At 64.4% G+C, this 15468-nt stretch carries 3 protein-coding genes; 1 reads left to right on the forward strand and 2 read right to left on the reverse strand.

What is annotated here, in order from left to right:
* Positions 1-140 precede the first annotated feature (140 nt).
* Positions 141-10604, reverse strand: a complete 10464-nt coding sequence (locus tag VOI18_RS08640) for a hypothetical protein (protein WP_323761998.1) — start codon at positions 10602-10604, stop codon at positions 141-143.
* Between the two features lie 718 nt (positions 10605-11322).
* Positions 11323-11511, reverse strand: a complete 189-nt coding sequence (locus tag VOI18_RS08645) for a hypothetical protein (RefSeq protein WP_323761999.1) — start codon at positions 11509-11511, stop codon at positions 11323-11325.
* Between the two features lie 212 nt (positions 11512-11723).
* Between VOI18_RS08645 and VOI18_RS08650 the strand changes: the two genes are divergently transcribed.
* Positions 11724-15468, forward strand: a 3745-nt coding sequence (locus VOI18_RS08650; protein ID WP_323762000.1) for a beta strand repeat-containing protein, incomplete at its 3' end; no start/stop codon positions are given.

Genomic DNA, 15468 nt, shown 5'->3' on the forward strand with positions numbered 1-15468 from the left:
ATTCGCCCCGATCAATGGCCGAACCGATACCTATGCACCGTCCGGTCCCGGGCTCACGCCATGCGTGAGCCCGGCGGAGTCAGCATGGCCGGACACCATTCGGCATCCGGCCATGCACGTTTCCGGAAGATCGCACTCGATCAGAAACGAAGCCGCACATCGATACCGGCACGCTGACGTTCGGTTTCCTGTCCGAACTCGGCTTGGTAGCCGATGCTCAACCCGACGCGCTCATTGCCAGCAATCTCCAGATCAACACCGAGCTGATAGACGAGATTGTCGAGTGTCGTGCCGATCGCGGCCGGGTCAGCCAGCGGATTGGCGCCGAGGAAGCGCACCGGCAATTCGAGCCGGTCGCGCGTGCTCAACTGCAGGCCACCCGTGATCGAAACCACACCCACCATGTCGTCGGTTTCGCGGAACACATGCCCCACAGTCAGCTGTGGCGTGAACGCCCCGACCAGAGTTGTATCGGACAGAACTTCGACACCGAGACCGTCGAGACCTTCTTCGGTCAGGCCGTCATGATGAATGGCCGTCACGGATGCCGACACCTGCGGCCGGGCAAATATGTTGCCATGACGGAAGCTTTCACCCACATGGCCATCAATGCGGGCATGCCCGGTTTCCGGCGACGATGTACCGACGCCGCTGGTGAAGACCTCCACCGCACGTTCGGTCTCATGCCATGACCACCCCCCCGAAACGGAGGCACCATAATAGGCACCTGTGGCCGGATTGCGCTCGGCGCCCAGACCGACAACGAAGCCGCTACTTTCAGTCCGGGCCCGATGGCCGTCGATGCGGATCGGGTCAGTCTGCTCATAGCTGACGCCCGCCGCGACAGACCAGTCATCACCGACCCGCTGCTCGAACCCGCCAGTAAAGCGAATCGACTCGCTCTCGGTATGCATGTTCTCAAAGCCGGCATCGCGCGCACTCGCGGTCATTTCCAGCCTTGACCAGGCACACTGGTCATCACGACGTCCGACAGGCGATCCGCAATTGAACAGGTCCTCGGCGAAATTATCCGCCGAATTCAGCTGTCCGTGCATCACGGCGACATGGGGCTCCGGATTCAGGGCTGCAAAAACGGCCTCGTACTGATCAAGCTGGTCCGCCTGCATGTTGCCCAGGAAGGCCAACAGGCGGCCAATACCGGCAGAACCGCCGACATCGAGCGCGGAGTCCATGTGTCCACCCAATGCACGACCATTGCGGTTGAGGCTGGGCAGGCCGAAATCGGTGTCGATCAACAGGTGAATGCCCGCCGCATCAGCGGCAATCGAGTAATCGACTGCCAGCGTGTCGCGGATGGACAATCCGTTGTCGACGCCGCCGTCGGCCGCGGCGAACAAGGTCACGGCTTCCCGGTCCTGAAGCCAGGTCAGCGTGACATCGCCAGTCCCGTCGACCGTCGCCCCTCCGGTGACATTCACACGGTCCGATGCATAAGGACCGAAGGCCACGTCAAACACCAGGTGACCGGTTTCCGTCTGTTCGAAATGGCCATCGAGTTCAACGGTGTTGATAACCCGTGCGCCGTAAAGAAGATTGGTCGCGGGGTCGCCAACAGCATCGAAATTCCCGAACGTATCGCCATTGAGAAGATCGATCGGATAGGTCGACGCCGACAGGCCCATGACGAAGTGGCCGGCATTGCGGAATGTGGCCGCATCGACAGGACCGGCAGCAGCCACTGCTGTCGTCGGTTCCCCGGCGAGCTGGGTCGCAGCATCGGCCGGATCCAGATCAGCCATGACCTGAACGGACGGCTTGGCCGACAGGGCTTGATCCTGCAAGGCAGCGTCCGGGAAGCCCGTCGACAGGACTTCCTGTACCGGAGCCCCCTTTTCTTCGGCAGAGACCGTCCCGCCAGCGCCCGTCGCCGACAGCGTCACCGGCGCCGGTTGTGAACCATTGGCCAGGTCGGCCTGCACCGGTCGCTTGGACGAATCGCCTGCCACACTCATGGCGACCGGATCGGGTTGTGACCCGGATCCCAGCCCGGCCTGAACAGGCCGCTTGGACGAAGTGTCAGCCACACTCATCGCAACCGGTTCAGGCTGTGACCCGTTTTCCAGACCCGCCGCAGCCGGGGCAGCCGTTTCAGCGACATGCGTCGCGGATGTGGCCTGCGGAGCCGCAGCAGGAGCGGATTCCCGGGTCGGAGCGAGATTGCCTTGCTGCAAAACCGTCTGAGGGCTGGCGGCGCCATCCCTCAGGTCGATCGTGTCAAAGGCGATGAAAGTCGCACCGGCCTGATTGTCGAACCGGTTCACACCCGAGCCAAGATCGATATTGCCGACAACCAGGCCGGTGTTCTCGATCAGGTCGTTGCCGCTCGTCGTGACGATGGCATTACCGGACACGGCCGAGACACTGCCCGATGTGTACAGCGTGTTGTCCGCCCCGCCGTCAAAATAGACGCCGACGCCGCGATCGGAACCGCCCCGGATGTCATGGTCCAGGGTGACGGTGATGGCGGCCGCCGCGAGCGCCCGCATCACGTCGACCTCGTCGGCCTGGCTGTCCGGATCGACGAGACCTGCCAGCCCCGCCGGACCGAAACGGTCAGAGAAGGACGGCATGCCGGCGTCGTGCTCAGCGTTATTGGTCGCTGCGGCGGCAACCGGCTCGCCCTGTTGTGCATCCTGTCGCTCGGGCGAGGTCTGCGCGATCGGCTTGGCCGGTGCGAAAGAGGTGCCGAGGCTTTGGGCAAAGAAGGCGATCGCATTGCGGCCGGTCGTAATGATCGCGCCCGTGTGATTGACGGTCACCCGTCCGGCCTCGCCTTCGCCGCCAACCGCGCCAAAGAAACCCAGCCCGTTGGAAGACCCGAAGGTACCGCCTCCACCGCCGATGGATTGGGCGAAGATGCCCATGGCGCCGCCACCAAGGAGATTGATGGTGCCGCTGGAGTTGATGGTTACATCACCGCCATCGCCGCTATTGCCGCCGAAGGGGTTGAGAGCGAGGTCGACGCCCACTTCCTGAACGCCGATCGTGGTGTCGCCGGCATTGCCGCCACCACCACCGATGGATTGCGCGAAGATGCCGTAGGCCCCGATACCGTGCGTGGTGATATCGCCGGAATGAGTGACGGTGACATCGCCACCATCGCCTGCACTCCCACCGATACCCCCAAAGGAAACCGCGCCGGCATTGGAGATATAGCCATCTCCCGCATTACCGCCGCCACCGCCGATGGACTGGGCGAGAATGGCGTGGGCGTTGTCGCCGGTGGTGGTGATCGAGCCGGTATTGGTGACGATCACATTGCCGCCATCACCGGATGCACCGCCGAAGCCGCCCATGCCGATGCTGATATCCGGTTGGAACGTGCTGCCCAGATCACCATTGTTTTCGATGACGGCATTCCGGGTATCCCGGGAACCATCCATGTTGCCGGCACCGCCATTGCCGCCACCGCCGCCAATCGACTGGGCGAAAATTCCGTAGGACAGATCGCCGTCCTCGCCGTAATTCGGGTCATCATCGGCACTGTAGAAACGCGTGCCGGAAGTCTGGATCGAGCCGGTATTGATGACGGTGACATCGCCACCATCGCCAGCCGCGCCACCGAAGCCACCAATCGCGATGGTACCGGTCGCGGTTGCTCCGCCCTTGCCGACTTCGCCGCCGCCACCACCGACCGATTGCGCGAAGATCCCCCGCGCCCCATCGCCCCAGGTGCGGATTGAGCCATTATTGGTGACCAACACGTCACCACCATCACCGGATGCACCGCCAAAACCGCCGAGCGTGAAACTCAGCGAATCGCTGTCGCTGCTCGAGAGCAGGGCGTCCAGTTCCTCGCCGTCCAGCGAAGTGCCGCCGCCATTGCCGCCGCCGCCGCCGACCGACTGGGCCTTGATACCGTCAGAACCGGCACCAAAGGTCGTGATCTCACCACTGTTGCTGACGGTGACGTCGCCACCATCCCCAGCCGCGCCGCCAAAGCCGCCAACCACGGCAACAAGTTCGAGATTTTTGTTGGAGTCGTCGACGCCTGCGGCATCACGGGTGATCGCAAAGCCTGTCGCGCTGCCCCCATTGCCGCCACCGCCACCGACGGACTGGGCGAAGACACCGATGGAACCCCGCACCCAGGATATGATTGTTCCCTCATTGTCGACGGATACATCACCGCCATTGCCCGCCGCGCCGCCGGAACCGCCGACAGTAATGGCGATCGAGGACGATTCGCTGGCACCGGCTGCGCCGGTTGCGGACATGCTGGGTCCGCCATTGCCGCCACCGCCGCCAACGGACTGGGCGAAGACGACATGAGCGTCCTTGTTCACGGTTACCAGCGTGCCGGAATTGGTCACGAAGACATCGCCGCCATGGCCGCCTGTGCCGCCGAAGCCGCCTACCGAGGTTGCCAGGTTGAACGTTTTCGAACCGATGCCGCCGGCACCTGCACCGCCACCACCGGTCGGCGCACAGGGCGTCTCCGACTGTGGCAGGCACTGGTCGCCGATGATCTGGGTCCCGAAGGCGCTGGAGTCGAGACCGGCAAAACCGCCATCACCACCACCGCCACCGACCGACTGGGCGAAAATCGCGTGTGACGCCTCGCCGTACGCAGTGATCGTACCGATATTGTTGACCGTGACCGTATTGCCGGTATTGCCGGTGCCGCCGGTACCACCGACCGCGAAGCTCAGATTGACCGAGTCAGACCCGCCGGCTGCCAGTGAGCCGCTTGACCCACCTGTACCGCCACCGCCGCCAATGGACTCCGCATAAATGCCGTGAGCCCTGTAGCCGCTGGTCTGGATAATCGAAGTCGAGGTCACATTGACCGTGCCGGCCGTACCGCCCTCGCCACCGGTACCGCCGATGCTGGCAGCGACATTGACCGAGTCCGATGACCCCAGGGTCGCTGTCAGTGCCAGGCCACCATTGCCGCCACCGCCGCCGACCGACTGGGCAAATACGCCATGGGCCCGGTCGCCCTCTGTTATCAGCAGGCTACCGCTGGTATCGACGATTACATCGCCAGCAGCACCGCCGGTTCCGCCGCTGCCGCCGAGACCGAAACTGATCCCCATTGCGCGATTATTGCTGACCGTTCCGGTCATGCTGCCGGTCCAGCCGCCATTGCCCCCGCCGCCGCCGACCGACTGGGCCATGATGGCACTGGACATGTCGCCCGCCGTCCCGATGGACGCGGTGTTCGAGACATCGACCGTGCCGGCTGTACCGCCGGTACCGCCATTGCCGCCAAGGGAAACACCGATGGACACGGACCGGTCACCGCCGGTGAGTGCGCCGGACACGGCGAAACCGCCATTGCCGCCGCCACCGCCAACCGATTGCGCGAGAACACCGACCGAATTGTCGCCGGCTGTCGTGATCTGGCCGTTATTGGTGACATCAACGCGGTCACCCGTTCCTCCGGTGCCGCCGGAACCGCCCAGCGAGACACCCAGGCCTGCCGAGCTGTTTCCAAAACCACCGGCGAGCGACGCGGCCCACCCGCCATTGCCGCCGCCGCCACCGACCGACTGGGCCAGGATTCCGTGACTGTTGTCGCCGAAGGTGGCCAGCACGGCTGAGTTCAAGACATCGGCGGTAGACGCATTGCCACCGCTATCACCGGATCCACCCAGCGAAATTGCCAGACCACCGGCGCGATCGCCCAGAGCCACCGAGCCCGCGAAACTGGCCCCTCCATTACCACCGCCGCCGCCGACCGACTGCGCATGTACAGCGGAAGACTGGTCGCCAAGTGTCTGGACATTGCCGGACACGGTCACATCGACTGCGCCCGCGACGCCACCACTGCCCCCACTACCGCCAAGCGCAACGTTTATCGCCGCGCTGGTTCCACCTCCGGTCGCGCCGAACGCACCGGAGAAGCCGCCATTGCCGCCGCCGCCACCGACCGACTGGGCAAAAATCCCGTTGGACTGGTCACCTTCGGTGCCGACTTGTCCACGCGAGTCGATCGTGACCGTGCCGGCGGTATTGCCGACCCCGCCACTGCCGCCTAGGGAAACGCCGATCGCCGCACTGTTGGACGATGCCAGGCTAATTCCGCCGGTGATCGACATCCCGCCATTGCCGCCGCCGCCGCCCACGGACTGGGCGAAAATACCGTTGGACTGGTCGCCGTAGGTGTAGATTGTTTCGAGCGTGTTGACGTTGACCGCCCCGCCCGTGCCGCCGGACCCGCCATTGCCGCCGATGGCCACATTGATACCGGCCGCATTCGAACTGCCTGCCGCGATGGTGCCTGAAATTGCGGCTCCACCATTGCCGCCGCCACCGCCGATGGACTGGGCGAGTATGCCGTTGGCATCGTCACCTGACGTCGTGATCTGGTCGTTTGCATTGACGGTCACCGTGCCGGCCGTATTGCCGGTTCCACCGCCACCGCCAAGAGAGACCCCGACCGCAGCAGCCTGCGTGCCAAAGCTCAATCCGCCGGTAACCGAGAACCCGCCATTGCCGCCGCCGCCACCCAGCGATTGCGCCGAGATACCGTGCGCACCATCGCCAAGCGTGGAAATTTCTTGCGCCGTGACAGTCACGTCTCCGGCCGAACCGCCGCTGCCGCCGGAACCACCGACACCCACATTGACGGCCCCACCGACAGAGCCGCCACCGACCAGGCTGGCCGCGATCGCGAAGCCGCCATTGCCGCCGCCGCCACCGATGGACTGGGCCAGCACGCCGATCGCGCCGTCGCCGCCGGTTGCCACATCCTCGACTGTCACATCGACCGTGGATGCCGCGCCGCCGACACCGCCGGACCCGCCCAGCGAGACATTGACCGCCCCGCCAACGCTCATGCCTCCGGCCGCGCCTGCAGCGACCGAGAAACCGCCATTGCCGCCACCGCCGCCGATCGACTGGGCCAGCACGCCATGCGCATCCGTACCCCGGGTGATGATATGATCGGTCTGTGTCACCGTAACCGTACGGGCGTAGGAGCCCGCGCCGCCGCCGCCGCCGATCGAGACACCAACACCGACGCCGGCCGTGCCACCGGCCGCGATGTTGCCGGTCGCGGACCATCCGCCATTGCCGCCACCGCCGCCGATCGACTGGGCCGCGATCCCATGAGACCCGGCCCCCGTCGTCTCGACCACGCCCGTGGACGCGACCCGGACATCATCGGCATGGGCGCCGTCACCGGCTGCGCCGCCGAGCGCCACATTGACCGCACCGCCAGCCGTGCCGCCGACCGCCAGCGATCCGGAAAAGGCGAATCCGCCATTGCCGCCACCGCCACCGATCGACTGGGCGAGAATGCCGTGAGAGATGTTTCCGAAGGTGAACACGGTCCCGTCTGAGGTCACCACCACGTCGCCGTTGACGACACCGCCGCCGCCACCATCGCCGCCCAACGAGACGCCGACACCAACGCCGGCCGTGCCGCCGAAGCTCATGGAGCCGGTCGCCGACCAGCCGCCATTGCCGCCGCCGCCGCCGACCGATTGGGCAAAAAGACCGTGGGAGTTGTCACCGGAGGTCGCTACCACGCCATCGCTGTTGAGCGTGACCTGCCCTGAATAGGACCCGGCACCACCATTGCCCCCGAGCGCGACGTCAACGCCGACACCGGCAATGCCGCCAGCCGAAAGCGAGCCCGAGAAAGAGAAGCCACCATTACCGCCACCGCCACCGATGGACTGGGCTACGAGCCCGTGGGCGTTGCTGCCCGAGGTGATGACATTGCCTGTCGCATCTATCAAGACAGTGGAACCAAATCCGCCGGAGCCGCCTGCGCCCCCCATCGAAACGCCCAGGCTGACAGCGGCGCCGTCGGAGATCGCCAGGTTCGCCGTACCGGTCCAGCCGCCATTGCCGCCACCGCCGCCGACCGACTGGGCGAGCACACCGAAGGAATTGTTACCGCTGGTCTGGATGGTATCGGCTGTCCGCACCGTGACGGAATCCGAGTCGCCGCCCGCACCGCCGTCGCCGCCAACGGCCACCGAGACCGAAGCAGACCCGCCGACACCCGCACTGACAGCGCCGGCAAAACTCTGGCCGCCATTGCCACCCCCGCCGCCGACCGATTGGGCCAGGACCGCATGGGCATTGTCACCGAAGGTCAAAACCGAGCCGTCCAGGTCCATATCGACGATGCCGCCCCGGCCACCGGCCCCGGCATTGCCGCCGACGGCCACACTGACCGACCCAAAAGCGCCGATGGAGCCCGCGACCGAATAGCCGCCATTGCCACCACCCCCACCGACCGACTGGCCGACGACACCGGTTGAGCCATGCCCGCGGGTTTCGATGAAGGTCCCGTCCGCACTGTTGACCCGGACCAAGCCACCTTCACCGCCAACCGCGCCGTCCCCGCCGACTGCGACGCTGGCAAACAGGCCGCCCGAAACAGCGCTGCCGCCATTACCGCCGCCGCCGCCGATCGACTGGGCGATGATGCCGCTCGAATTCAGATTGGTGGTCAGAATGTTACCATTGGCGTTGACCGTGACTGTGGACGCCGAATTGCCGGTTCCACCGCGGCCGCCGACCGACACCATACCGCCAGCGCCGCCGCCATTGCCGCCGCCGCCACCGATGGACTGCGCGACAATACCGGTCGCTCCAATGCCTTGTGTCTGGATCAATCCACTTGTCGTGACGTCGACCGTATTGCCGGTTCCGCCACCGGACCCGTCACCGCCGACAGCACCGATGCCGCCACCGGCACCCCCATTTCCACCGCCGCCGCCAATCGACTGGGCAAGAACGCCAAAGGCACGATCACCTTCAGTGAGGACGCTGCCCATGGTGACATCCACGACGCCGCCATTGCCGCCGACATCACCGTCACCGCCGATCGCAACGATGCCGCCGCTGGTGCCGCCATTGCCGCCGCCGCCACCGATCGCCTGTGCCAGCACTCCGTGCGCGTCATCACCGGTCGTCGAGATCGTCCCGGTCCCGGTCACGGTGACTGTCGAGGCGCTGCCGCCAGCATCCCCGGAGCCACCGATGGCCGCCAGGCCGCCGGTCGAGCTGCCATTGCCGCCGCCACCGCCAATCGACTGGACCAGGATGCCAAGCGCACCCGCGCCGGTCGTCTCGATCACACCGTCATTGTCAACAATTACCGCGCCCGCGGCGCCGCCCGTTCCACCAGATCCACCCAGTGCCACAAGTCCGCCCGTGCCACGGCCGGATCCGCCACCGCCACCGATGGACTGGGCCATAATGCCGTGACTGCGAGCGCCGGTCGTCGTCGTGCCGGTCGAGATGGCGCCGTCATTGTTGACGGTGACCGTACTGGCATCGCCGCCGGCACCCGAACCCGCCCCAAGTGCGACCAGGCCGCCGGACGCACCGCTGCGGCCGCCGCCGCCGCCAATCGATTGGGCTGTTATGCCGACAGCGTCGTCACCCCGCGTGGTGATCGTTCCTGTCGCTGCATTGGTGACGAAGACGAGGCCGCCATTGCCGGCCCCTCCGCCACCGCCACCAAAGGCAACCAGTCCGCCGGACGCGCCGGCATCGCCGCCGGAACCGCCAATGCTTTGCGCCACCATCCCGTCGGAATAGGTTCCGGAGGTGACAATAGAGCCATGATTGGTAACCCGGACCGTGGACCCATTGCCGCCGGTGCTGCCGGAATCAGCGCTGCCCACAATACCAAAACTGGAGCCCGCGTCGCCGGACGCGCCGCCCATCGATTGCGCCAGGATCCCGTTCGCACTGAGCCCTGTCGTGCTGATTGCACCATGATTGACAACCGTGACCGTGCCACCTTCGGCGGCTGGCCCGGACGAACCCCCGTCAGACCAAATGAATCCGCTGCCGCCATCGCCGCCCGAGCCGGCGCGGCTGAGCGCGAAGATGCCGTGTCCGCCTTCGCCGGATGTCGCCACATCGACGAATGAGGTCAGCGAAACCGTCCCTCCGGCGCCGCTGGCGCCGCCTTCATACCCATCAAAGCCGAACCCGGCCGCATTGCCGCCATCGCCGCCATTACCACCGATCGAGACGGCGCTGATGCCGGGCAGGTTAAAGGTCGTCGACTCGATATTGCCGTGACCGGCCACGGTCAGCGTGTGGATTACATCGGGACCGGCGCCACCATTTTCGCCAGGCTCGCCATTCTCACCGATGGTGAAGCATTTGATGATGCAAATCCGGGCGCCCCAGGCATTGTCCCCGTCCGAGCCGTTGGAACCGGTGCGTCGGTCGGCAAACACATTGGTATTGCCAAGCGGAATGGCCGGATTGACGGTCGATGCCGGAGATCCGGGTGAGCCGGTTACCCCGGATGAGGCCGTCGTGATATCGCCGCTGCGGGAGGTGACCGACGCGAAGGTGAAACTGTTTCCGGCGGCGTCCTCCGCCGTGTAGGAAACGATCGCCGCGAACGGGTCCACATTGATGGAGGTAATTGTGTAGGTCGTTGCGGCACCGGGTGTGTCAGCGGTGGCCGTCGGATTAACAATCGTATCGCCAACAGCTGTTGCGACAATGATGACGTTGAAGGAATCCGTCATGACGACATTGTCGCCAAGGATGGCCTGTACGACTTCCACCCCGTGGGTGATCGGGTTGGTGACGGTATCGCCGACATCGACCGCAAAGGCTGCAGGCGTGACAATTGCCGCGACACCCACACTTGCAAGCGCCAAGCTTATTGCGTGAGGGGAGGTACCAAGAAGCAGGGATGAAACACGGCGAGACCGGGTCTTCCGGCCCCCGTCGGAAGCCTTAAGAAAATTGTACAAAACGATCCCCCCGGAAACACACAACTGACGCAACTATTGGGGTTTACGCAATATTTGTGCCGTCCCCCAGTGAGATATTAACGCAAGCTTAACCTGTTGGCGACCACCCGCTTGCTTTGATCTGGATTTGGTTGGTGCACCGCAGGCGGCCGACAGGCCGTTTGGCCCCTGCCCAGGGGCGACCGGAGTTCCGATACTCACCGCCGCAAACTCGATCAATTGATCGTCGGGCAGGTTTTCAAAAGTTTGCGTGATGCCCGCTCGTGCGTTGGAATGCCGGTTCCCGTCATTCATCGACCCGGATCCATCAAGGATGATCAAAAGCGAGAGGGCAGGTCCCTCTCCCAGCCTGTGCCAGGTATCCGGCCCTCCTGCAGCGGAATCGACCCCGGCCCGCATCGCCTCCAACCCGGCCCAGGACAGGCCGGAACCCCAATGCGCCGGATCATTGATAGTCACAGCGGTCGCCGGATCGGCAGCGGCCCAGGCCCCGCGACGGGACTGGACACTGACCCGCAAGGGAAGCGCCCCGCGCAAGGCTTGATAACCGGCACCCTCGGGAATGTCGAAGCGACCGCGCCAACGGTGTGCATCCAGCCAGCGCCTATCAAGTGGCGCCGCCCAATGACAGGATCTGGCGGTCGGCATCTCGCTCGATCTCGCTGTCAAACCGGAGCTCCAGCGTCAGTTCGGCGCCCGGCTGGACAGGGCGAAAGGCACGCTCGCAAACCTCGGAGCGACCCACCAGGATGGCTGCTTTGAAAACCGCGTCAAAGTCATTGATCAACAACGCCAACGGCTGATCTGCCCTGCACAGCTCCTCGACCTCTGAAGGGCGCAGTTTTTTTGCCCCACCGCACCACTTTGCGGTTCAGAATGGCTTTTTTATTTCAGGCAATGGTTGTAGCTTTGGCGACATTCGCTCCAGTGCGGTCGAATGCCTTCCGGGCATACGCGTAGCAGAGCAGGTTTTCGTAGCTTGGGGGTCCGGGCTCGATGGGGGATTTTATGCACAATTTTCTGTCCGCAATCGCGACGGCGATGCTGGGTCATGCCAATCTCAACTCAAACCAGACCCAGTCTGGCCGGACCACAGCACCGCTGCGTGTGGGTCAAATGGCCGGCTTGGCCGCCGCTGCGCTCGCCATTCCCCTGATGATCGCGCCTGCGCAGGCTCAGACCTTTGCTGGCAGCGCGACCCACGAAGCGAATGACGGTTCGCATGTGGACCCCGGAGAGACATTCGGCGTCACACTCAGCTTCTACAGCGACTTCACCAACACGCTTGCAGATGTCTCGACCGGACTTGACCTGGATGGCGTCATGCCGGGAGCGACCCTGACCCCGGGGTCTGTCGAGTTTCTCGGTTGTGGGGACAGCCCACAATACGGTGGATCCGGAACCCTGACCTTCGAGAATATTGACGTTCCGACCACGTTCACGTTTTGCCGGATCACGTTTGACGTCAATGTACCTGCGGCGACAGCCAGCGGCGACTATGTTTTTTCCACTGACCCCCTCGTGGGAACGGCGACGCCCGCCGGGGCGTTCTCTACTGATCTTGGCGATTTCACTGTCCCGGTCGACAGTGACACCGTGGCCCCGTCATCCTTGGTTTCCGGCCCTGCCGGCCCGGTCAGTGCGGCTTTCAATGTCTCGGTCTCCTGGTTTGAAAACGTCGGCGGGACGCCTCCGGAGGCCATTGACGGCTTTTCCCCGTCCGACCTGACGGTCACCAATGCGACGGTCGCCTTCGCGGATATTGGCGGCGATGGTGCGCAATCAGGTGACGACACAGAGTCGGTGACCATAGAGGTCACGCCCACCGGTGGCACACCGATCACGGTTCTGCTCCCGGCCGCAACGGTTCAGGACCAGGCTGGCAACGATAACCTGGCCTCCAACACCTACAGCGTAGTCTATAACGCCGCCGGCGACCCCGCCGACGATGTCGACTTCTCGATGCAATGGTTGCCGGGCAGCGTTGATGCCGGCGATACGGCCACAGCGCGCTTCACGATCACCAACAATTCCGCCCTGGCTTTGACCGCGGGCTCTTTCGTTTTCGACATCGACGCCCCTTCAACCTCGAATTTCGTCGGCGTGCCGCCTCTGGCCACGCCGTGTGGAGTGGGTTCGGCAACAACTTTCGCGAGTTCCGACACCTACGCGTCCTTTGCCGGAATTGAGCTGATCGCCGGCGGGTCTTGCACCTTTGACCTGAGCGTCGCGACCAATGCCGGCCTGGCCGCCGCGAATTACGGCTTCGCAACAGGTACCTTTATCTATCTGCTCGATGGCGACGTGGTCACGGATACCAATGCAGCCGCGAGCCTCGTGGTCGGTGGTGCGGAAGGTGGCGCCGGCGAGATCGAATTCACCAAGACTTTTGACGCCGCCAGCGCTGCCCCCGGCGACACGATTGACCTTGAATTCTATATCGGCGCGACCGCCGATTTCTCGGCCTCCGGCCTCGCTTTCACTGATGATCTCGATGCCATGCTGTCGGGAGCAACTGCCACAAACACCCCGATCGCGGACGCCTGCGGGTCGGGTTCGACCTTGAGTGGAACGAGCACACTGACTCTGTCAGGCGGCAGCGTTGGCGTCGGCGGCCTGTGCCGCTTTACGGTCACCGTTTCAGTGCCTGGGGGCGCGGCTGACGGAACCTATACCAATACCACCGGCACCCTGTCGGCAACGCGTTCCGACACTGGCGCCGAGACCATTGCCGCAGCGAGCGACTCCTTTGATGTCGTGACCCCGGCTGCGACCCTTCCGACCGCAACCATTTCCGGCAGCACCGCGGACCTTGGCGTCGGTGTGGAGAGAAATCTCGACATCCGTTTCAGCGAGGCGATCGATAGCCTGGTCATTGCGGACCTTGACCTCAGCAATGCAACCGTCAGCGCACTGACCGGTTCGGGTACGGACTGGCAGGCAACCGTGTCGCCAATTGCGACTGGCGCCGTGACAATCCAGGTTCTGGCGAATGTCGCGCAGGACGCCGAAGGCGATTTCAACCAGACCTCCAACCTGTTCAGCTTCACCGGGGTCACGCCGATCGCGGAAATCAACGTCAAAGGCAACTCCGTCTCGATTCCTGACGGCGACTCCCTGCCCATCGTCAGCGACCACACCATCTTTCCGTCAGTTGATGTCGCGGCCGGTCTGACGTCCAGGACCTTCACCATCGAAAACCTCGGAACCGGGCCGTTGGGCGTTACCAATGTAGCCATCAGCGGGACCCATTCCGCAGACTTTTCCGTGATCGCGTCACCCGCCGCCAGCGTTGCAGCCGGCGGGAGCACAACGTTCCAGGTCCGGTTCGACCCGAGCGCAACCGGAGTGCGCCAGGCGACCATCACCATCACCAATGATGACGCCGACGAAGCCAGCTATGATTTCGCCGTTCAGGGAACGGGCTCGACCGCTCCGGAGATAACCCTCTCGGACTCGTCCGGTGCCGTGGACATTCCCCACAACGACACCTCACCCAGCGGCGCCAAAGGCAGTGACTTCGGGTCAACATCCGTCGATGGCGGAACCGTTTCGGCGACCTTCCGGATCGACAATGTCGGGAGCGCTGATCTCACCCTTGGGGCCAATGCCGTCAGCATTTCCGGCTCCACTGATTTCACGGTGACCGCCCAACCGGCGAGCACGATCATCTCAGGCGCGTCCTCGACCTTCACGATCGAATTCGACCCGTCGGTCGCAGGTAGCGGCAGCGCCACCGCTTCAATCGCCAACAACGATTCCGACGAAGCGCCCTATCTGTTCGCATTAACCGGGACCGGAACCGACAATGTCGCGCCAAGCGGGCATTCGGTGGCCTTCGATACGAGCGGCTACGGTCCCACCACGTTCACAGCGGTCTCATTCACCATCGATGACCCGGAAGTCCTGGCAACATTCAGCTATTCGATCAGTTCCTCGGGAGGCGGTACCGCCTTGACGGGCAATGGCACGATTCCGACGCCGGCTCCGGGAAGTCCCACCGAATACCAGGTCTCCGGTATCGATGCGTCGTCGCTGCCCGATGGCACGTTGACGGTCAGTGTCATCATGACCGACCCATCCGGCAATTCAGCCGTCGCCGTCACCAATACGGCCGACCTTGATCTGACGGGCCCAACCCCCGCCATTACCACGGTGTCGACTGACCCCGTTGCCGGTGCGTTCAGTGCATCGATTGATTTTGGCGAAACGGTCACCGGTTTCACCCTTGGTGACATCGATGTCGGCAACGGCGCGGCTTCGGCGTTCGCTGATGCGGGCGGCGGGCTCTACACCGCCACCATCACACCGGTGGCCGACGGAGCCGTGACGGTCGATGTCGCAGCAGGCGTCGCCCAGGACGGGGCCGGCAATACCAACACCGCCGCCACCCAGTTCTCCATCACCAATGACGAGACCGCGCCCAGTGTCGCCCTGACCACCGGGTCAGCGGATCCGGTGTCCGGTGCCTTCACCATCACCGCCACCTTCTCCGAGGACGTCACCGGCTTCGTGGTCGGCGACTTCACCGTCGCCAATGGGGCCGCCTCGGCCTTCTCGGCCACCAGCGCCACCGTCTACACCGCCACCATCACACCGGTGGCCGACGGAGCCGTGACGGTCGACGTCGCAGCAGGCGTCGCCCAGGACGGGGCCGGCAATACCAACACCGCCGCCACCCAGTTCTCCATCACCAATGACGAGACCGCGCCCAGTGTCGCCCTGACCACCGGGTCAGCGGATCCGGTGTCCG

The sequence above is a fragment of the Maricaulis sp. genome, from assembly GCF_034670125.1.
GTDB lineage: Bacteria > Pseudomonadota > Alphaproteobacteria > Caulobacterales > Maricaulaceae > Maricaulis.